Genomic DNA, 18,678 nt, shown 5'->3' with positions numbered 1-18,678 from the left:
GATCAATAGGCGATACTAGACCAGCATGCAGAATCGGCGACGGCGCGCTCTTCCGTCGCCGCGGGGGAGGGATGATTGGCCAGGCGACGACAGACGGAAGAAGGGCGGGCAGGAGCAGAGGCGACCGAGCAGGTGGCCAGTGAAAGCCGGACGGACCGCCTCAGGATTCGCGCCGCCTGGATGTATTTCGTCGAGCAGATGACGCAGAACGAGATCGCCGACGTGCTTGGCGTCGGCCGCGTCACCATCGTGCGCATGCTGGCCGAGGCGCGTTCGCGCAACGAGGTGAAGATCACCATCGAGAGCGAATTGTCGGAGATCGTGCGGCTGGAGCGCGCGCTGGAGCGGACCTTCGGCCTGCAGCAGGCGCTGGTCGCCCCGCTCACCGCGCCGAATGCCGATCCGATCCCGGCAATCAGCGCCAAGACCGGGGCTTTCCTGTCCGACACGATGAAATCCGGTATGCGCGTCGGCGTCGGCTGGGGCCGGACGCTGTTCTCCAGCCTGCCCTTCATCAGCGCCAAGTCGCTCACCGATTTCAAGGTCATTTCGCTGCTGGGTGGTGTCGGCGTCGTGCGGCGCTACAACCCGGCCGAGTTCGCCTGGCGCTTCGCCCAGATATTCCAGGGCGACGGCTATCTGATCCCGACGCCGGCCGTCGTCGATAGTGTCGAGACCAAGATCGCGCTGGTCGAGCGCTGCGGCCTGCAGGAGGTCTTTGAAATGGCCAACGTGCTCGATGCGGTTCTGCTGAGCGTCGGCGGCATCGCCTCGGCCACCACCTTCTCCCGCGGCGGCTTTCTCAGGGAAGCGGACCGCGAGGCCCTGCTCGAGCGTGGCGCCGTCGGCGACCTTCTGTTCCATTTCTTCGACCGCAATGGCGACCTGGTCGACCATCCCGTCAACAGCCACGTGATGTCGGTGGAAGTCGACCGTCTGCGCGCGGCGCCAATCCGCATCCTCACCTCCGGCGGCGAGGAGAAGACCGAGGCGCTGCTCGGTGCGATGAACCTGATCGCGCCGACGATCCTGATCACCGACGAGGAAAGCGCCAAGCGCATGCTCGAGGCGGTCAGCCCAAGCTGAAGGATGCCGTGATGTAATCGGGCCAGGCCTGCTGCTCGTCGAAGACGGCGGCGAGATCCGGTGTGTCCGCCAATATGCCGCCGAGCACCAGGGCCGTGGCGACGCCGACACCTTTGCCGCCAGCAATGTCGTGCTCGACGCTGTCGCCGACGCAGACGACGCTGCCGCGCTCAGGCTCACCGGCCAGCGCCAGGGCCGCAGCGAAGATCGCGCGATAGGGTTTGCCGATGCGGGTGACGCTGCCGCCCAGGCTTTCGTAGAGATCGGCGATCTCGCCGGCGCCGAAGCGCGGCCCTGCCGCCGTCAGCATGATCCTGTCCGGGTTGGTGCAGAAGCACGGCACCTTTCGCGCTGCCGCCGGGGCGAGCAGTTGGCGGTAATGGTCGAGGTCGTGGCGGTCGCCTTCGCTGGCGGAGATCAGCACCAGTTCGGCGTCCTCACCGGCCTCGGTCAGCACAAAGGGCAGGCCCTCGATCGCCGTGCGGTCGTTGTCGCGGCTGATCAGCAGGCATTTTGTCCCCGGACGCAGCTTTCCCGACGCCGCCATGTCGTTGAAGGATCGCCACGCCACCTCGCCGGAGGAGACAAAATGATCCCAACTGCCGGCGGCGAAGCCGAGTTTCAGCAGGCGGTCCTCATTGGGCTTGGCGCGCTTGCCGGAATTGGAGATCAGCACCACCGTCTTGCCGGCGCGCTTCAGCGCCAACAATGCCTTTACCGCGCCTGGATAAGGAGCCTGGCCGTCATGCAGCACGCCGAACTGGTCGAGCAGGAACACCTGGTAGCGCTCGGCCAGCGGCCCGATACCGTCGAGGCGTTCGATCTTCTTCGCACTCATGCCAGTCCTGCCTTGTTTGCGCCCTTCAGCGCCAGCCGCGCCGTGCCGGCGGCCGCCTCATCGGAAAGTGTCGGCAGGAAATCGACGCCGAGCTTGCGCCGCCGGATATCAGTCCAGGCCGGATTTGCGGCGCCGCCGCCGACGCTCCTGACAGAGGTCAGCGCCGGCGCGCCGAGCTCGGCCAGCCTGCGGTAGCCGAGCGCCTCGATCGCGGCCATGCCTTCGAACATCGCTTTGAGATAGTCAGCATCATCAGCTGGTCGCGGCGAAAGACGCGGCGGCAAGGTGGGATCGGCGATCGGAAAGCGCTCGCCCGATGCGCCGAGCGGATAATAGTCGAGCCCGGTTTGCGTCGTGGGGTCGATTGCCGCGCTGAGTTCGATGATCCGCGCCAGCGGAAAATACTGCGCCAGCACCTTGCCGCCGGAATTCGACGCGCCGCCGGCCAGCCAGGTGTCGCCGAGGCGATGGCTGTAGATGCCGAAGCGCGGCGCCGAGATCGGCCGGTCGGAGAGGATCTTGATGGTGAGCGAAGATCCCAGCGCCGTGACGCCGTCGCCAGCCGTCGTGGCGCCCGTCGCCAGGAACGAGGCACAGCCATCCGTGGTGCCGGCGAGCACGACCACATCGCGCGGCAGTCCAAACAGTTCCGCGGCGGCCGCGGTGAGCGTGCCGGTGACGGCACCCGGCTCGACGACATGAGGCAGCAAGTCCACGCGCATGCCGGTGGCCGCGATCCAGTCCGGCCAGCGGCGCGCCTCGACGTCATAGCCTGTCTTCAGTGCATTGTTCTCGTCGCTGACGTCGAAGCGGCCGGAGAAGTTTGCGGCGATCCAGTCGGCCTGGTGCAGCACGGCCGCGATGCCGGGCAGATGCTGGAACAGTAACGCCTTGGCAAGGCCGGAAGTCGCGCCGTGCGCGGCGCTCGCGTCCGGCGCCTCGCGGGCGACGGCTGCCAAGATGTCGGCGTCGTCGACCTTGTCGTTGTACATCAGCGGCTCAGTCAGCGGCCGCCCGACGGCGTCGACCGGCAGCAGCGTGCCCGACGTGCCATCGACGGCGATAGTGCGGACAGCAGCGCGGTCGATGCCCGAAAGCAGTTCCGTCAGAGCCGCCTGGACCGCTTGCCACCATGCCGAGGGGTCGCGGGGATTTTGGCCGAATCTGTCGAGCCGAACGGCGGACTGGCCGGCAATGGAAAAATCCGGGCGCATGGCGACGGCGCGCGCGCCCGACGTGCCGATGTCGATGCCGATGACAAGGGGCATCATGTCTTCAGTCCTTTGTTAGCCGCCTGTGGCATTGAGCTTCTGGCGATACTGCTCGGCGTCCCAATTGACCAGTTCGTCGTTCTCGGCAGCGGTGAGATAATTCAACCGCGCCGCGACATCGACGCGCGCGGCCACGTCGGCGAGGCAGCGCTGCATGGCGTCGGCGCCGGCGCTGGCGTCGCGGCGCATCAGCACGCCGGCGCCGGGGAACAGGATCGCCATGGGTGCCGTGCCGAGGCGCGCGGCGACCCCCGCCGCATTCTCGCCCGACCTCGCTACGATCGAGCCCTGGCCGAGGAAGATGACATGATCCGGATAGAGGCTGCCGGCCTCCGCCATGCGGCGGCTTTGCGGATCGAGCGCGACCGCATGAGCTTCCAGATCCGCCGGCAATCGGTAGACGCTGTCTGCCGCAAGCGCTGTCAGAGCCCTGACGTCGGGCGCTGCAGTCGCACGCGCCGGCCGTGCCAACAGCGCGCGGACGCGATGGAGCAGCCTCTGCGCCTCGGCGACGGTTTCGGCGGCGACGACCAGCCCATGATTGCCAAGGATCAGGACATCGACACCAGGCCGCAGTTTCTCGGAAATGCCACGGGCGAGCGGCAGGCCCGGCCGGCAATAGGGCACATAGGCCCATTCGATGCTGCCGAGCCGCCTGGCGACCTCGGCCTCGCCATCAGCCTGCACGGCAAGCGAAATCGTGTCGACGCAGTGGACATGCAAAACCACGCGTTGCGGCATCAAGGCGTGCACCGTGGTTTCGATCGACGGGCGCAGGCCGCGCGTGTTGAGTTCCTCGATGGCGAAGGCCTGCGGCTTGTCGGCGGCGGGATCGCGCTCTTCGACCGCCTCGAGCAGCGGCGCCATTGCCACCGGCACCATGATGTCGTCGCTGAGCGCATCCTTCAGCCAGGTGCCGGAGGCCTTGATCCACAGCGTGTCGCCGGCCTTGAGCGAGGTATTGCCGCCTGCCGCCTGGGTCATATGCGGGTTGAGCCCGATGCTGGCCGAAAGCGCCCGCAAGGCCGCCAGTTCCTGCGCGTCAGCTTGGGTTGCCATGGCGCCTTTCCTTCAACGCTTGCCCGGGATCCCGCCGCTGGGGCCGGTGTTGGCGCTGATATCGCAGATGCGAGCGACTTACGTCAACAGTGATCTACTATCATCAAAACCAGCTTGCAATCTGACTATTGTTGAGTAAGTTGCACCAATCGCCATGGAAAATGGCACTTGGGAGGAAAGAGTTGAGCGACTCCGGCCGCCAGCGTCAGATCGTCGAATTGCTGCGGGACCGCCCGTTCGCCTCGGTGCGCGAGCTGCAGGAGCGGCTTGGCGTTTCGGCGGCGACGGTCAGGCGCGACATAGACCGGATCGACGAGGCCGGCGAGGCGCGCAAGGTCTATGGCGGCATCTCGGCGCTCGACGGCGCATCGCATGCGGGCGTCGCCTATGCCCGGCCCTATGACGAGAACCGTGACCTCGCGGTCGAGGCCAAGCGGCAGATCGCGGCCATCGCGGCGACCATGGTGCGCGACGGCGACGCGGTCATCGTCCATGGCGGCTCGACCTGCTTCCATCTCGGCGTCAAGCTCGCCGAGCGCAACATTCGCCTCTACACCAATTCGATGCCGCTCGCGGCCTATCTCAGCGACCATGGCCATTGCAGCCTGACGGTTGCCGGCGGCGAGCTGCATCGCGAACCCGGCATCATCCATTCGCTGACTCAGGCAACGCCCTTCTACGCCTCGAAATTCTTTCTCGGCGCGCAAGGCCTCAACCAGGAAGGCGTGCTGGAATCGCATCCGCTGCTGGTGCGCTCCATTGTCGATCTCAGCCTCTGCGCCGACCAGATCGTGGTGCTGGCCGACAGCCGCAAACTGTCGATCCACGCGCGCAATGTCGCGCTGCCGCTATCGCGCATCGGCACGCTGATCACCGATGACGGCCTGTCGGATGCCGATGCGCGCATGCTGGAGGATGCCGGCGTCATGTTGCGGATCGCGTCCACCTCGGGAGCCGTGCCGTGAAAGTGGCGGTGCTCGATTTCGGCAAGACCAATTCGAAGCTGTTCGTCTTCGGCCAGGACGGACGCATCCTCGACGAGCGTCGGACCCAGCCAAAATGGACGCGCCAGGACGGCTTCAGCGTGCTCGACGAGGCCACCCTCCACGACTGGGCGCTCGGTGCTGTCACGGACGCGGTCGAAAACCATGGCGTGCAAGGGGTGATGGTGTCGGGCCATGGCTGCACCTTCGCTCTCGTGGACGACGCGGCGCTGACGCATCCGATCCTCGACTACGAGCAGGAGCCGCCGGCCGAAATCGCTGCCCGGATCGATCGTCGCATCCCGAATTTTGCCGAGACGTTCTCGCCCCGCCTGCCGCTCGGCTTCAACTACGGCCGACACATGCTGTGGCTGCAGGAGGTCGATCCCGACGCGTTCGCTGCGGCGAAGTCGATTCTCGGCTACCCCCAATACTGGAGCTGGCGCCTCGGTGGCCGAGCGGTCTCGGAAGTATCCTACCTCGGCTGTCATTCGCATTTGTGGGCGCCGCGCAGCCAGGACTTTTCATCGTTGGTCGATGCCGAGGGGTGGCGCGGCCAGATGCCGGGCTTCGCGCGCGCCGGCGCGGTCATCGGCGAACGGCGCCTTGGCGGAGCGGCACAGCCGATCGCCATCCACAATGGCGTCCACGACTCGAATGCGGCGCTCCATGCCTATCGCCGCCAGGAGCTTGGCCCGCTGACCGTGGTGTCGACCGGCACCTGGGTCGTCGTGCTCAATCCCGACTGCCCGCTGGACGTGCTCGACCGTGACCGCGACATGCTGGTCAATGTCGATGTCGACGGCGGCCCGGTGCCGACCATCCGCTTCATGGGCGGACGCGAATTCGCCGCCATCAGCGGCGGCTGGCAAGGCGCGATCCAGCATGGCGCGGTCCAGCAAGCGATCGACGCCGGCATCATGGCGCTGCCGAGCTTCGCGCCGGGCGGGCCGATGCCGGACCGTCCCGGCCGGCTGGTCGGGCGCGCGCCCGATGCCGCAGAACGCGCCGCGGCGGCTCTGCTCTATGTGGCGCTGATGGTCGATCTCTGCCTCGACCTCATCCATTCCCAAAACACCGTCATCGTCGATGGCGGGCTGAACGCTGGCGGCCTGCTTGCCGGGCTGTTGGCTGAGCTGCGTCCCGGCCAGGCCTTCCTGCAGGGCGCCACGCTGGAGGGCAGCGCCACGGGCGCGGCGGCGCTTGCCTTCGAGAGCGTCGGGCGCGACTTCGCCGCCGAGGCGCCGGAGCCGGTGCATGCGACGCGCTTCGGAGGCTTAACCGGCTATCGCGACGCCTGGCGCGATCACGTCGGCGGGCAGGCCGCCGCCATCAAGGCCGCGGGTGGTGCACGATGAGCGCGACGGCGCAGAAACAGGCAAGCAGCCATCCTGTGCTGGAGATGCTTCACATCTCCAAGACATTCGGTGCGATCCGCGCCTTGCAGGATGTTTCGCTCACCGTCCATGCCGGCGAGCTGCATGCGCTGATGGGCGAGAACGGCGCCGGCAAGTCGACGCTGATGAAGGTGCTGTCGGGCGCCTATCGGCCGGATGCCGGCGGCGAGATCCTGATCGACGGTGTGCCCGCCGCGACCGGCGATCCGATCAAGGCGCGCGCCGCCGGTATCGCGGTGATCTATCAGGAACTGTCGCTGGCGCCCAATCTGACGGTGGCGCAGAACATCTTCCTCGGCAACGAGCCGCGGCGCTTCGGCATTGTCGACCGCGATCAATGCAGCCGGCGGGCGAACGAAATCATCGCCCGGCTTGGCGTCTCCTTCTCGGCGCGTGCGCTGGTCTCCAGCCTGTCGCTCGGCGAGCGCCAGCTGGTCGAGATCGCCCGTGCCCTGTCGACCAATGCGCGCATCATCGTCATGGACGAGCCGACCACGTCGCTGACGTCGCGCGAGACCGACAGCCTCTTCGAAGTGATCGCGACGCTGAAGGCGCAAGGCATCGCCATCATCTACATCAGCCATCGCATGGAAGAGGTCTACCAGCTCGCCGACCGCGTCAGCGTGCTGCGCGACAGCGGCTATGTCGGCACGCTGGAGCGCGCCGACCTCAACGCTTCGCGGCTGGTCTCGATGATGGTCGGCCGCGATCTCTCCGCCTTCTACAAGAAGGATCATCGCCCTCCGGACGCGAAGCGCGCCATCGCACTCTCGGTGCGCGGCATGTCCGACGGGCGCCTGTTGAAGAACTGCTCGTTCGACCTGCACAAAGGCGAGGTTCTGGCTCTGGCAGGTCTTGTCGGCTCCGGCCGCACCGAACTCGCCCGGCTGATCTTCGGCGCCGACAAGCGCAGCGCCGGCACGCTGGAACTCGACGGCAAACCGATCTCCGTTGGCTCGCCGCGCGAAGCGCTCGACGCCGGCATCGCCTACCTCACCGAGGACCGCAAGGAACTCGGCCTGTTCCTCGACATGTCGATTTCCGACAACATCAGCATGGGCGTGCTGGCCAGGGACGCGCTGACCGGCGGATTGCGCGACTTCAGCGCCGCCGAAAGGCGCGCGGCGAAAGCCATTGCGGACCTGTCGATCCGCACCCGCTCGGCGCAGGCCAATGCCGGCTCGCTGTCGGGCGGCAACCAGCAGAAGGTGCTGCTCGCCCGGCTGCTGGAGACCGAGCCGAAAGTCGTCATCCTCGACGAGCCGACGCGCGGCGTCGATGTCGGCGCCAAGTCGGAAATCTACCGGCTGATCGACAACCTCGCCAACCGGGGCATCGCCATCCTGATGATCTCCAGCGAATTGCCCGAGGTGATCGGCGTCGCCGACCGCGTGCTGGTGATGCGCGACGGCGCCATAGCAGGCGAGGTGACGACATCCGGAGGCGAGCCGCTGCGTCAGGAGGCAATCATGGAACTTGCGACGGGAGCGGCCCAGGAATGACCGACAGAACGACGACGAGCGTGGATCAGGCGGCGGTCAGGAGCCGGCGGCTGCGCACGGCCTTCGCGGCGCTCGGCATGCTGCCGGTGCTGGTGCTGCTGGCGGCGGGCTTCCAGTTCATCAATCCGCGTTTCCTCACCGAGACCAATCTGCTCATCGTCACGCAGCAATCGTCGATCAACATCGTGCTCGCGGCCGGCATGACCTTCGTCATCCTGACCGGCGGCATCGACCTGTCGGTCGGCTCCATCCTTGCCGCGTCGGCAATGGTGGCGGTGCTGGTGTCCTTGGTGCCGGACTGGGGCCTGCTCGGCGTGCCGGCGGCCATCCTCGTCGGCCTCGGCTTTGGGCTCGTGAACGGGCTGCTCGTCGCCTATATCAGGCTGCCGCCCTTCATCGTCACGCTGGGTTCGCTGACGGCCGTGCGCGGCATCGCCCGCCTGCTCGGGCAGGACACGACGGTGTTCAATTCGGACCTGCCGTTCGACTTCATCGGCAATGGCTCGCTGTTCGGCATCCCCTGGCTGGTCGTCATCGCGCTGTCGGTCGTGGTGCTGTCCTGGCTGGTGCTCAAGCGCACCGTGCTCGGCACCTGGATCTATGCCGTCGGCGGCAATGCCGAGGCAGCGCGGCTGACCGGCATCAAGGTGCCGCTGGTGCTGCTGTTCGTCTATGGCGTGTCCGGCCTGCTCGCCGGCCTCGGCGGCGCCATGTCGGCGGCAAGGCTTTATGCCGCCAACGGCCTGCAACTCGGCCAGTCCTACGAGCTCGACGCCATCGCCGCCGTCATCCTCGGCGGCACCAGCTTCGTCGGCGGCGTCGGCTCGATCTGGGGCACGCTGATCGGCGGCCTGATCATCGCGGTGCTCTCCAACGGGCTCATCTTGGCCGGTGTCTCGGACATCTGGCAGTACATCATCAAGGGATTGGTCATCATCGTGGCGGTCGCCCTCGACCGCTACCGGCTCCAGGCAGGGGCGAGAACGTGAGTGACCTAGTCGCCGGCATCAAAGACCGGCTTGTGTAACGCACCGTGAGAGGCGCGGGGCATCAGGAGGAAGTAAGCGTAATGAAGACCATCGCCAAACTGCTCTGCGGCGCCGCGTTCGCGGCCGTCGCCATCGCGCCGGCATCGGCCAAGGACCTCAACAAGGTCGGCATCTCGGTCGGCCTGCTCGGCAACCCCTTCTTCGTCGCCACCATCAAGGGCATCGAGGACGCGGCCAAGAAGATCAATCCGAAGGTCGAGGTGACGTCGGTATCGGCCGACTATGACCTCAACAAGCAGGTCTCGCAGGTCGATTCCTTCATCGCCGCGGGCGTCGACGTGATCATGCTCAACGCGGTCGACGCCAAGGCGATCGCGCCGGCGGTGAAGAAGGCACAGGCCGCCGGCATCATCGTCGCCGCCTTCGACGTCTCGGCGCCGGGCGCCGACGTCACCGTGATGACCAACAACGTCAAGGCCGGCGAGGAGGCCTGCCAGTATCTGGTCGATCATACCGGCGGCAAGGGCGACTACGTCATCCTCAACGGCCCGGCATCCTCGTCGATCCTGGAGCGGGTCAAGGGCTGCAAGAACGTGCTTTCGCAGCATGCCGATATCAAGATCCTGTCCGACGACCAGAACGCCGAAGGTTCGCGCGACGGCGGCCTGAAGGTGTTCCAGTCGCTGCTCACCCGCTTCGACAAGATCGACGCGGTGTTCGCCATCAACGACCCAACGGCGATCGGCGCCCAGCTTGCCGCCAAGCAGCTCAACCGCTCCGAGTTCATCTTCACCGCGGTCGACGGCGCGCCCGATATCGAAAAGGAGCTCTCTTCCGGCACCTCGATGATCAAGGCCTCGGCCTCGCAGGATCCCTATGTGATGGCCGGCCAGTCGCTGACGATGGCGGCCGAGCTGCTTGCCGGCAAGAAGCCGGCCGAGGCCACCGTGCTGCTCGATCCCAAGCTGATCACCGCCGAAAACCTGAAGGACTACAAGGGCTGGACCGCGGCCCGCTGATCACTCCAACAGGCGCGGCCGGATTTGTCCGGCCGCGCCCATTCTCATCGCCGCAAACCGGAGACGATCATGGCGCGCATCGGAATCCATTCTTTCGTCTGGTCGGCAAGCTCGGCACAGAGCGAGCTTGAACGCACACTGGCCAACACCAGGGAGGCCGGCTTCGACCTGATCGAATTCTCCTATCTCAACCCGGCCGATGTCGACATTGGCGGGCTTGCCAAACGCATCGCCGATCTCGGCCTCGGCGTGGCGATCAGCATCGGATTGCCTGGTGACGGCGACATATCGAGCGCCGACAAGGCGGTCGCCGCGCGCGGCGTCGAGATCCTCAACCAGACCATCGCGCTGACGCGCGATCTTGGCGGCCGCAAGGTCGCCGGCATCCTGTCGGCCGGCCATGGCCTGCAGATCGAAGCGCCGACGCGCGATCAATGGAACCGCAGCACTGCTGCGCTGGCGAAAGTCGCCGAGACGGCGAAGGCGGCTGGCGTCACGCTCAATCTCGAAATCGTCAACCGCTTCGAAAGCAATCTGCTCAACACCGCCGCGCAAGGTCTCGCCTTCATCGAGGATACCGGCTCGGACAACATCTTCCTGCATCTCGACACGTTCCACATGAACATCGAGGAAGCCGATGTCGGGCTGGCCATCCGCCACGCCGCGGGCAAGATCGGCTATGTCCATATCGGCGAGAGCCATCGCGGTTTCCTCGGCACCGGCAATATCGACTTCTTAGCCATTTTCGATGCGCTGACCACCATCGGCTATGCCGACGATCTCAGCTTCGAATCCTTCTCCTCGGAGATCGTCGACGAGAACCTGTCGAAGAAGACCGCCATCTGGCGCAATCTGTGGGCCGACAACATGGCGCTCGCCAAGCACGCGCGCGCCTTCATCGGCCTTGGGCTCGAGACGGCGCGGCGCAAGGCGGAACTGGTCTCTGCCCGTCACAAGCCGTAGGGCGGTCGCGGATTTCCCAAGACGCCCAGGCGCGTAAACGCCGCTCGTTGTCGTCGCGCATGCATTGCCGCCGTCCCATGCATCGGCTATCCGACCGCTGCGATACATGAAGCAGAAGGAAACCCGGCATGACCAATAAGACGATCCTCAAATTCGGCGCGATCGAACACGCGGAAGCCGGCGACCTGCCTGGCTGGATCGTGGTCGAGGGCCACCCGACCATGCAAACCGCCGTCCAGCACACGACGGAAGACGGCAAGGTGATGTCGGGCACGTGGCGGGCGTCGCCCGGCACCTATCATGCGACCTACACCGACTATGAATTCGTGCACATGATCGCCGGCCGCATCATCATCACGCCCGACGGCGGCACACCTGTCGAAGTCGGCCCGGGCGACGCTTTCGTGGTGGAAGCCGATTTCAAGGGAACCTGGAAGATCGTCGAACCGGTTACCAAGCATTTCGTCGTCCGGGTGGCCTGAACCAGCCGTCTCGACAGCAGGAGCAGGCAGGTCGGCAATGCGCCGACCTGTCAAGTGGCGCGGACCACGCGGTTCAATTCGCAACGCCACCGTCTTTATTTGTATCTGATCTGCTGATACATAACCCCGTGCGACCAGTGCGGGGCCATATGTCGAATGAAATCATGGTCGTCGATCCGCTTGAGCGGCTCGACCTGTTGAAGAGCCTCGCGAGCGAGGTTCGGGTCCGGATTCTCGACCTGCTGCACCGCAAGGGGCCGAAAAACGTCAATCAGGTGGCCGAAGAACTGGGTCTTCCGCAATCGACAATTTCGGCAAACATCCAGGTTCTTGTCGATGTCGGTCTGATCGAGACGAAATCACAGAAGGCGCGCAAGGGAAGCCAGAAGGTCTGTTATTCGACCTTCTCCGAGCTGGTTGTCGTCTTCAAGGACCGCACCCCGGCGCAGGATCTCGGCGTCATAGAAGTGGCGATGCCGCTTGGTCTCTACACAAGATGCGAAGTTTCCGCTCCCTGCGGCCTGTGTTCAACGGACGGCGTCATCGGACTTCTCGATGTGCCCGATACCTTCCTCGATCCTGACCGTATGCGGGCCGGGCTGCTGTGGTTCACGCGCGGCTTCGTCGAATACCAGTTTCCCAACAATGCGACGCTTGCCAATGCCAAAGTCGGCGGGCTGGAGCTGGCGATGGAGCTTTCGTCCGAGGTGCCGGGCACATCGAAGGACTGGCCATCGGACATCACGGTCGCGATCAACGGACACGAGATCGATACCTGGACGGCGCCGGCCGACTATGGCGACAAGCGCGGCAAGCATACGCCCGGCTGGTGGAAGCTGGCCGGATCGCAGTATGGCGACCTCGCACACTGGCGCGTCACCAACAACGGCACCTATCGCAACAACGACAAGGTTTCCAAATGCTCGCTGGCTGATCTGGAGCTCGAACGGCACCGCTCGATCCGGATACGTATCGGTGTGAAGGAAGATGCGCGTCACCCAGGCGGCATAAACATCTTCGGCAGCGGCTTCGGCAATTACAGCAACCACATCGTTCTGCGCCTGCTGAAGGCTTGAGAGCATATTTGGCCCTTGACGGCCGAACCAACTCCGCCCTTAACTGACCCACGATCCGGATATAGATCGGAAAGTCGGATTGATAATCCGCAGTGGGAGGGATCATGAAGGCCAGAGTCACGGCGAACGCGGCCTATACCGTCGCGGATATCGACAAGCGTCTCTATGGCTCGTTTCTCGAGCATCTTGGTCGGGCGGTCTACACGGGCATCTACGAGCCCGGACATCCGCAAGCGGACGCACAGGGAATGCGCAAGGACGTGATCGAGCTGGTACGTGCGCTCGACACGCCGATCTGCCGCTACCCCGGTGGCAACTTCGTGTCCGCCTACAATTGGGAAGATGGCATAGGCCCAAAGGAGAACCGCCCGCGGCGGCTCGATCTTGCATGGCGCACCACGGAGCCGAACCTGGTTGGCATCCACGAATTCGCCGACTGGGCCGAAAAAGCCGGCACCGAGATGATGCTTGCCGTCAATCTCGGCTCCCGCGGCCTCGACGAGGCGCGGGCCTTCGTCGAATACGTCAATCACCCGGGCGGCAGCTACTGGTCAGATCTCAGGGCCAAGAACGGACGCGCGCAACCCTGGAACTGCCGCCTCTGGTGTCTCGGCAATGAAATGGACGGCCCCTGGCAGGTCGGCCACAAGTCGGCGAGCGAATACGGGCATCTCGCCAACGAGACCGCCAAGGCGTTGCGCGGCCTCGACCCGACGGTGGAACTGGTCGTCTGCGGCTCGTCGCATTCCAATATGCCGACCTATCCCCAGTGGGAAGCGAGCGTGCTGGAAGCGACCTACGAGCAGGTCGACTACATCTCTCTCCACATGTATTTCGAGAATTACGAGAAGAATACGGCCGAATATCTCGCTCTTCCGGCCAAGCTCGACCGCTACATCGGCACCGTCGCGGGCATCATCGACTACGTGAAGGCCAAGACCCGCTCGAAGCGGGACGTGAAGATCTCCTTCGACGAGTGGAACGTCTGGTACCATCAGCGCAAGCAGGACGCCGAGCGCATGCGCGGCTGGGACTGGCCGGAAGCGCCCAGGCTTTTGGAAGACATCTACAATTTCGAGGACGTGCTGCAGGTCGGCTGCATCCTCAACACCTTCATCCGCCGGTCGGATGTTGTTCGCATCGCCTGCATTGCGCAGCTGGTGAACGTAATCGCGCCGATCATGACCGACCCCGGCGGCAGCGCCTGGCGGCAAACGATCTACTGGCCTTTTATGCTGGCCTCCAGGTACGGCCGCGGCACCGCGCTGCAACTCGCGGTCGAGGTGCCTACCTATGACGCGGCCGTAGCCGACAAGGTGCCGTGGCTCGACATTGCAGGCGTGCACAATTCGAACGCCGGCACGCTGACCTTCTTCGCAATCAATCGGCATGGGTCCGAGACGATAGAGGCCGAAATCGCCCTCGAGCGGTTCGCCGCCAAGTCCATCGAGCACACGATCATCCGTCATGACGATCTTGAGGCCTGCAACACCAAGGACGCGCCGGACAACGTAGCACCGGTCAAAGGCAACGGGGCAACGCTCAACAGCAAGGGAATGACGCTGAACTTGCCGCCGCACTCCTACTCGATGGTGCGTGTGACGCTTTGAGTTAATATCCTGATATCGGATACATATCGTAAAATCCGTTGCAGGCGGATCGGTTTGGTGTAGCATTGAAACGTTCAAGGCGGATCTAACCGCCGTACTCGGGAGGAAGCTGAGATGAACTTTCGCAGGATGATGGCCATAGCGGTGGTTGCGGCCGGAGGAATCTGGGCCGTCGCGGCCCAGGCCGAAGAAACCGTCATGTGGTGGGATTTCCTCGGCGGCGGCGACGGTGTGCGCATGAAGCAGATGATCGCCGACTTCAACGCCGCCCACACCGGCAAGATCAAGATCGACGCCACGACGCTGGAGTGGGGCACGCCCTTCTACTCGAAGGTGCAGACCTCCGCCGCGGTCGGTGAGGCGCCAGACGTCATGACCTATCATGCCAGCCGTATCCCCCTGGCGGTGAGCCAGGACATTCTCGAAGAAATCACCGCCGACGACATGAGCAAGATGGGCCTCTCGGCCTCGGACTTCGCCCAGACGACGATGGGCGCCGTGACGGTCGACGGCAAGCAATACGCAGTGCCGCTCGATACCCATCCGATCGTCCTGTACTACAATCGCGTCCTCCTGAAGAAGGCAGGCGTGCTCGGCGACGACGGCCGTCCCGTGGGTATGAAAAACAAGGAGGAATTCACCGCGACACTGCAGAAGTTGAAGGATGCCGGCGTCGAGTTCCCGCTGGGCAGCGTCACCGCCGACGGCAACTTCATGTACCGCACCATCTATTCGCTGGTGTGCCAGCAAGGCGGCGAGCTTCTGACGGGCAACGAATTCCTCGCCGGCGACAACGGCAAGAAGCTGGCGAACGCGTTGGCGGTTCTGCAAGGGTGGACGAAGGCCGGGCTGCAGTCGACCTATACGGACTATCCCGCAACCGTCGCCCTGTTCACCTCGGGCAAGGCCGCTATGATGATCAACGGCGTCTGGGAAGTTCCCACGATGACCGACCTCGCCAAGCAAGGCAAGCTGTTCGACTGGGGCGCCGTCGAGATCCCGGTGATCTTCGACAAACCGTGCACCTATGCGGACAGCCATTCGTTCGCAATCCCGAAGAACAAGGGCAAGGAGCTCAGCCCGGAAAAGCGTGCCGCCGTTCTCGAGGTGATCTCATGGATCGACAAGCACTCGCTGTTCTGGGCCACGGCAGGCCACATCCCGGCATACAAGCCAGTCACCGAGTCGGCCGAATACAAGGCAATGCAGCCCAATGCGACCTACTCGACGCTGACGGCCAACATGATCTTCGATCCGAAGTCGACCAAGGCCGGTGTCGCCGGGCCGATCTTCGACATCATGTCCAATTATTTCGTGCCGACCCTCAACGGCGAGATGGACCCAGGCGAGGCGGTGAAATCCATCAAGGAAGAGCTGAACAGCATGTAAGGCTCAAGGCTGGGACCGCCCGCCCAGGGCGGCCCCAGCCGTGTTCGAGGAAGAGCCATGCTTCGCAACTCCCGCACTGAACGTCTTGTCGCGCTGGTGCTGGTCGCTCCCTTCCTGGCGATCTACCTGCTGGCGTTCGTCTATCCGACGGTCCAGATGTTCCGCATCTCCTTCACCGATGCGCCGCTGATCGGCGCGGGTCGGTGGGTTGGCCTCGACAACTATCTGCGGCTCGACAACGACCCGATGTTCCGGCGCGCGGTCTGGAACACCGCTTACTTCGTGCTGATGACGGTCGTCCCCGGGACGCTCATCGCCCTTTTGATCGCGCTTGGCGTGTCGCGCCTCAAGGGCCGGTTCCAGTCGATCGTGCTGGCGCTGTTTTTCCTGCCCTACATTTTGCCGGTGTCGGTCGTCTATCTGATCTGGGACTGGACGCTGAATTTCCAGTTCGGGATCGCGATGCATGTGCTGGACTGGCTGGGAATCCCGCGCGTACCGGTCTTCAAGTCGCGCGTCTGGTTCTTGCCGGCGGTGGCCGGGGTGACGATCTGGTGGACCGCGGGCTTCTCGATCCTCCTCTTCCTCGCCGGACTGAGGTCCATACCAGTCGAGATCTACGAAGCCGCCGCACTCGACAACTCGACGCGATGGACCACGTTCCGGCGTATCACCTGGCCACTGCTATGGCCGGTTACCTCGCTGGTGTTGACCATCCAGCTCATCCTGCAGCTCAAGATCTTCGACCAGGTCTATCTGTTCTCGTTCGGCGGCCGGCCGAACGACAATATGGTCCTCGTCTATTACATCTTCCAAAAGGCCTTCCAGCAGAACCAGGGAGGCAGGGCGGCGGCTGTCGCCGTTACCCTCTTCGTGCTTGTGGTGGTCGTCTCGGTCCTGCAATTCCAACTGCTCCGGTTCGCCGAAAGGCGGCGCCGATGAACGCCATGGCTGCGCAACGCTGGAATTTCTGGGGCGGGATCATCACGGCACTGACGCTCGTCTGGGCCATCCTATGGGCATTCCCGCTCTATTGGGGGGTGATCTCATCGCTCAAACCGGACGACGAGGTCGTCCGGCCTTACATCGAACTCTGGCCCGAGACGCCGACGCTGGAGAACTACATTAGCGCCGTGACCACCACACAGATCGGCGCCTGGTACGTTAATTCGGTGGCGGTCGCGGTCGGCGTAACGGTCATCACCATCTTCATCTCGATGCTGTGCGGCTACGCGATCTCGCAGTTGCGGTTCCCGGGGCGCATCGCGCTGTGGTGGCTGATCCTCGCCTCCTTCATGGTTCCGACTTCGGCATTGATCATCAATCATTTCGTGCTGGTCGCCAACCTTGGCCTGCTCAACAGCTGGGCCGGGATCATGTTGCCGCAGCTTATCCACCCCGTCATCATCATCGTGTACAAGCAGTTCTTCGATCAGGTCCCGAAGGATTTCCGCGAGGCCGCGGTCATGGACAATGCGTCTGAATTCGGGATCCTCTTCAAGATCTACATGCCGATGAACTGGGGGGTAACGACGGCGCTGTCGATCGTCTGCTTCATCTGGACGTGGAACGCGTTCTTGTGGCCGTTCCTCTCGGTGACCCGCACCGAGATGATGACGATCACCGTCGGCATCACGCAGGTCAACGACGCCTTCGGTGTCTACTACGCGCGCCAGCTGTCGGCAGCCGTACTGGCCGGCCTGCCGGTGGCACTGGCCTACCTCTGCTTCCAGCGCCGGGTAACCGAAGCGATAACGCTCTCGGCAGGTATCAAGGGCTAAAGCGCCGGCAAGTGCACCGCAATGCCGGAGGGCACGATCGCCGCTGGGCAGGTTCAGGCCCCGTCAGCGCCCGCGTGCCAGGCCGATCCGTCCGCGGCGAAGAGATGCAGGGCCGTGGTGTCGAACTTCAGCCGAACGGCGTCGCCCGGTTTGACGCTCGAAAGCCCGCGATCCTGTGCCGTAACCTGGGTCCCATCCGCGAGCCGTGCGTAGACGAGCGTTCGCTCGCCAAGGCGCTCGACAACGGTGGCCGTGGCGGATGTTTCATTGCCCTCCGCGACGACCGTCAGCGATTCCGGCCGCACGCCGAGTTCGCGCCAATCCCTGTTGACCGGCGCGCCGGGAAGTTCGACCAGCGATCCGTCGGTCAAGCGCGCATTGAGCCTGTCACCCGAACCCGAAACCGTAACGGGCAGAATGTTCATCGCGGGTGACCCGACGAAGGTCGCGACGAATCGCGACGCCGGACGCGCATAGACATCGACGGGTCTGCCCATCTGCTCTATCCGGCAATTGTTGAGGATCACAATACGGTCGGCGAGCGTCATCGCTTCCACCTGGTCGTGGGTGACGTAGATCATCGTCGACTTCAAACGCTGATGCAGTTCGGCAAGCTCGACGCGTGTACGGGCTCGAAGTGCTGCGTCCAGATTGGAGAGTGGCTCGTCGAACAGGAATGCCTTGGGCTCCTTCACGATCGCTCGCCCGATGGCGACGCGCTGGCGCTGCCCGCCGGAGAGCTGCGACGGCCGCCGCTGGAGCAGCGCTTCGATCTCCAGGATACGCGCAGCCTCGGCGATGCGTTGGCGTATGACATCCGGCGCGACCCGGATGTTCCTCAGCCCGAAGGCCATGTTCTCCGCGACTGTCATATGCGGGTAAAGCGCGTAGTTCTGGAAGACCATCGCAACGTTGCGCCTGCCCGGCGCAAGGTTCTCCGAGCGCACTCCGTCGATCGTCAGCGTGCCCTGGTCTATGCTTTCGAGGCCGGCGATCATGCGCAGCAGCGTCGTCTTGCCGGAACCGGACGGACCGAGAAACACGACCAGTTCTCCCGGCTCGATGTCCAGGCTCACGTCGCGGATCACTTCGACTGAGCCAAAGTGCTTCGATACGCCCGAAAGCGCGATTCCCGTCATGCTTGCGATCCCTTCTTTCCTACATAATTTCGGATAAATACCCGATGTCAAGGAACTAAGGGCGCCGAGCCGATCAGGCGGCCCAAACGCCGCA

General features: G+C 64.3%; 17 protein-coding genes. 13 read left to right on the top strand and 4 right to left on the bottom strand.

The annotated features are described in order from the left end of the window. Positions 1-75 precede the first annotated feature (75 nt). Positions 76-1,086 (top strand): sugar-binding transcriptional regulator, encoded by a 1,011-nt coding sequence (locus tag ACLGL5_RS02565; protein WP_027047454.1) that lies wholly within the window; start codon positions 76-78, stop codon positions 1,084-1,086. On the opposite strand, the gene ACLGL5_RS02560 is transcribed toward ACLGL5_RS02565, so the two are convergent. Genes ACLGL5_RS02560 through ACLGL5_RS02550 form a run of 3 tightly spaced genes read right to left on the bottom strand, consistent with a single transcriptional unit; the run spans position 1,073 to position 4,254 of the window. Next, positions 1,073-1,924, bottom strand: a complete 852-nt coding sequence (locus ACLGL5_RS02560; RefSeq protein WP_019861511.1) for a TIGR01459 family HAD-type hydrolase — start codon at positions 1,922-1,924, stop codon at positions 1,073-1,075. The genes ACLGL5_RS02565 and ACLGL5_RS02560 overlap by 14 nt on opposite strands. Then, positions 1,921-3,195 (bottom strand): FGGY-family carbohydrate kinase, encoded by a 1,275-nt coding sequence (locus ACLGL5_RS02555; RefSeq protein ID WP_019861510.1) that lies wholly within the window; start codon positions 3,193-3,195, stop codon positions 1,921-1,923. The genes ACLGL5_RS02560 and ACLGL5_RS02555 overlap by 4 nt, the downstream gene beginning before the upstream one ends. A 15-nt stretch (positions 3,196-3,210) precedes the next feature. Next, entirely contained in the window at positions 3,211-4,254 is a 1,044-nt protein-coding gene (locus ACLGL5_RS02550) for a class II aldolase/adducin family protein (protein ID WP_019861509.1), read from the bottom strand. A gap of 182 nt (positions 4,255-4,436) precedes the next feature. Here ACLGL5_RS02550 and ACLGL5_RS02545 point away from each other — a divergent pair, with 182 nt between their 5' ends. The 12 genes from ACLGL5_RS02545 (at position 4,437) to ACLGL5_RS02490 (ending at position 17,445) form a co-directional block, all read left to right on the top strand. Next, positions 4,437-5,219, top strand: coding sequence for a DeoR/GlpR family DNA-binding transcription regulator (locus ACLGL5_RS02545; RefSeq protein ID WP_027047453.1), 783 nt, complete (start codon positions 4,437-4,439; stop codon positions 5,217-5,219). Beyond that, positions 5,216-6,595 (top strand): acetate and sugar kinases/Hsc70/actin family protein, encoded by a 1,380-nt coding sequence (locus tag ACLGL5_RS02540; protein ID WP_038650001.1) that lies wholly within the window; start codon positions 5,216-5,218, stop codon positions 6,593-6,595. The genes ACLGL5_RS02545 and ACLGL5_RS02540 overlap by 4 nt, the downstream gene beginning before the upstream one ends. Beyond that, complete coding sequence (locus ACLGL5_RS02535; protein WP_038649999.1) at positions 6,592-8,136, top strand: sugar ABC transporter ATP-binding protein; 1,545 nt, start codon at positions 6,592-6,594, stop codon at positions 8,134-8,136. The genes ACLGL5_RS02540 and ACLGL5_RS02535 overlap by 4 nt, the downstream gene beginning before the upstream one ends. Next, on the top strand, positions 8,133-9,125 hold the full coding sequence (locus ACLGL5_RS02530) for an ABC transporter permease subunit (protein ID WP_019861505.1): 993 nt from the start codon (positions 8,133-8,135) through the stop codon (positions 9,123-9,125). Before ACLGL5_RS02535 ends, ACLGL5_RS02530 begins: the two co-directional genes overlap by 4 nt. Before the next feature lie 80 nt (positions 9,126-9,205). Then, positions 9,206-10,144 (top strand): ABC transporter substrate-binding protein, encoded by a 939-nt coding sequence (locus tag ACLGL5_RS02525; protein ID WP_027047452.1) that lies wholly within the window; start codon positions 9,206-9,208, stop codon positions 10,142-10,144. Between the two features lie 69 nt (positions 10,145-10,213). Further along, positions 10,214-11,107: a sugar phosphate isomerase/epimerase family protein gene (locus ACLGL5_RS02520; protein ID WP_069090268.1), complete on the top strand. Its 894-nt coding sequence runs from the start codon at positions 10,214-10,216 to the stop codon at positions 11,105-11,107. A 128-nt stretch (positions 11,108-11,235) separates the two neighbouring features. Beyond that, positions 11,236-11,589 (top strand): cupin domain-containing protein, encoded by a 354-nt coding sequence (locus ACLGL5_RS02515; protein WP_038649996.1) that lies wholly within the window; start codon positions 11,236-11,238, stop codon positions 11,587-11,589. A gap of 149 nt (positions 11,590-11,738) precedes the next feature. Next, positions 11,739-12,665 carry an ArsR/SmtB family transcription factor gene (locus ACLGL5_RS02510; protein ID WP_027047451.1) on the top strand — a complete coding sequence of 309 codons (927 nt, stop codon included), beginning with the start codon at positions 11,739-11,741 and terminating at the stop codon, positions 12,663-12,665. 104 nt (positions 12,666-12,769) lie between these two features. After that, positions 12,770-14,275, top strand: a complete 1,506-nt coding sequence (gene arfA, locus ACLGL5_RS02505) for an arabinosylfuranosidase ArfA (protein WP_069090267.1) — start codon at positions 12,770-12,772, stop codon at positions 14,273-14,275. 114 nt (positions 14,276-14,389) lie between these two features. Continuing rightward, positions 14,390-15,664 (top strand): extracellular solute-binding protein, encoded by a 1,275-nt coding sequence (locus ACLGL5_RS02500; protein WP_020629056.1) that lies wholly within the window; start codon positions 14,390-14,392, stop codon positions 15,662-15,664. A 57-nt stretch (positions 15,665-15,721) separates the two neighbouring features. Beyond that, positions 15,722-16,606: a carbohydrate ABC transporter permease gene (locus ACLGL5_RS02495; protein ID WP_038649988.1), complete on the top strand. Its 885-nt coding sequence runs from the start codon at positions 15,722-15,724 to the stop codon at positions 16,604-16,606. Next, positions 16,603-17,445 carry a carbohydrate ABC transporter permease gene (locus ACLGL5_RS02490; RefSeq protein WP_019861495.1) on the top strand — a complete coding sequence of 281 codons (843 nt, stop codon included), beginning with the start codon at positions 16,603-16,605 and terminating at the stop codon, positions 17,443-17,445. The genes ACLGL5_RS02495 and ACLGL5_RS02490 overlap by 4 nt, the downstream gene beginning before the upstream one ends. 53 nt (positions 17,446-17,498) lie before the next feature. Here ACLGL5_RS02490 and ACLGL5_RS02485 read toward each other — a convergent pair whose 3' ends face one another. After that, complete coding sequence (locus ACLGL5_RS02485; protein ID WP_019861494.1) at positions 17,499-18,584, bottom strand: ABC transporter ATP-binding protein; 1,086 nt, start codon at positions 18,582-18,584, stop codon at positions 17,499-17,501. Positions 18,585-18,678: the final 94 nt, after the last annotated feature.

The organism is Mesorhizobium sp. U510 (assembly GCF_059180695.1).
The sequence above is the reverse complement of the archived record's forward strand: the minus strand, read 5'-3'. Positions and strand labels throughout refer to the sequence as shown.

What these genes read in the sequence shown, in the direction of transcription:
- ACLGL5_RS02530 (WP_019861505.1), top strand. Translation starts at nt 8,133, where the DNA reads ATGACCGACAGAACGACGACGAGCGTGGATCAGGCGGCGGTCAGGAGC.
- ACLGL5_RS02510 (WP_027047451.1), top strand. Translation starts at nt 11,739, where the DNA reads ATGTCGAATGAAATCATGGTCGTCGATCCGCTTGAGCGGCTCGACCTG.
- ACLGL5_RS02535 (WP_038649999.1), top strand. Translation starts at nt 6,592, where the DNA reads ATGAGCGCGACGGCGCAGAAACAGGCAAGCAGCCATCCTGTGCTGGAG.
- ACLGL5_RS02515 (WP_038649996.1), top strand. Translation starts at nt 11,236, where the DNA reads ATGACCAATAAGACGATCCTCAAATTCGGCGCGATCGAACACGCGGAA.
- ACLGL5_RS02550 (WP_019861509.1), bottom strand. Translation starts at nt 4,254, where the DNA reads ATGGCAACCCAAGCTGACGCGCAGGAACTGGCGGCCTTGCGGGCGCTT.
- ACLGL5_RS02555 (WP_019861510.1), bottom strand. Translation starts at nt 3,195, where the DNA reads ATGATGCCCCTTGTCATCGGCATCGACATCGGCACGTCGGGCGCGCGC.
- ACLGL5_RS02525 (WP_027047452.1), top strand. Translation starts at nt 9,206, where the DNA reads ATGAAGACCATCGCCAAACTGCTCTGCGGCGCCGCGTTCGCGGCCGTC.
- ACLGL5_RS02495 (WP_038649988.1), top strand. Translation starts at nt 15,722, where the DNA reads ATGCTTCGCAACTCCCGCACTGAACGTCTTGTCGCGCTGGTGCTGGTC.
- ACLGL5_RS02520 (WP_069090268.1), top strand. Translation starts at nt 10,214, where the DNA reads ATGGCGCGCATCGGAATCCATTCTTTCGTCTGGTCGGCAAGCTCGGCA.
- ACLGL5_RS02560 (WP_019861511.1), bottom strand. Translation starts at nt 1,924, where the DNA reads ATGAGTGCGAAGAAGATCGAACGCCTCGACGGTATCGGGCCGCTGGCC.
- ACLGL5_RS02490 (WP_019861495.1), top strand. Translation starts at nt 16,603, where the DNA reads ATGAACGCCATGGCTGCGCAACGCTGGAATTTCTGGGGCGGGATCATC.
- ACLGL5_RS02500 (WP_020629056.1), top strand. Translation starts at nt 14,390, where the DNA reads ATGAACTTTCGCAGGATGATGGCCATAGCGGTGGTTGCGGCCGGAGGA.
- ACLGL5_RS02485 (WP_019861494.1), bottom strand. Translation starts at nt 18,584, where the DNA reads ATGACGGGAATCGCGCTTTCGGGCGTATCGAAGCACTTTGGCTCAGTC.
- arfA (WP_069090267.1), top strand. Translation starts at nt 12,770, where the DNA reads ATGAAGGCCAGAGTCACGGCGAACGCGGCCTATACCGTCGCGGATATC.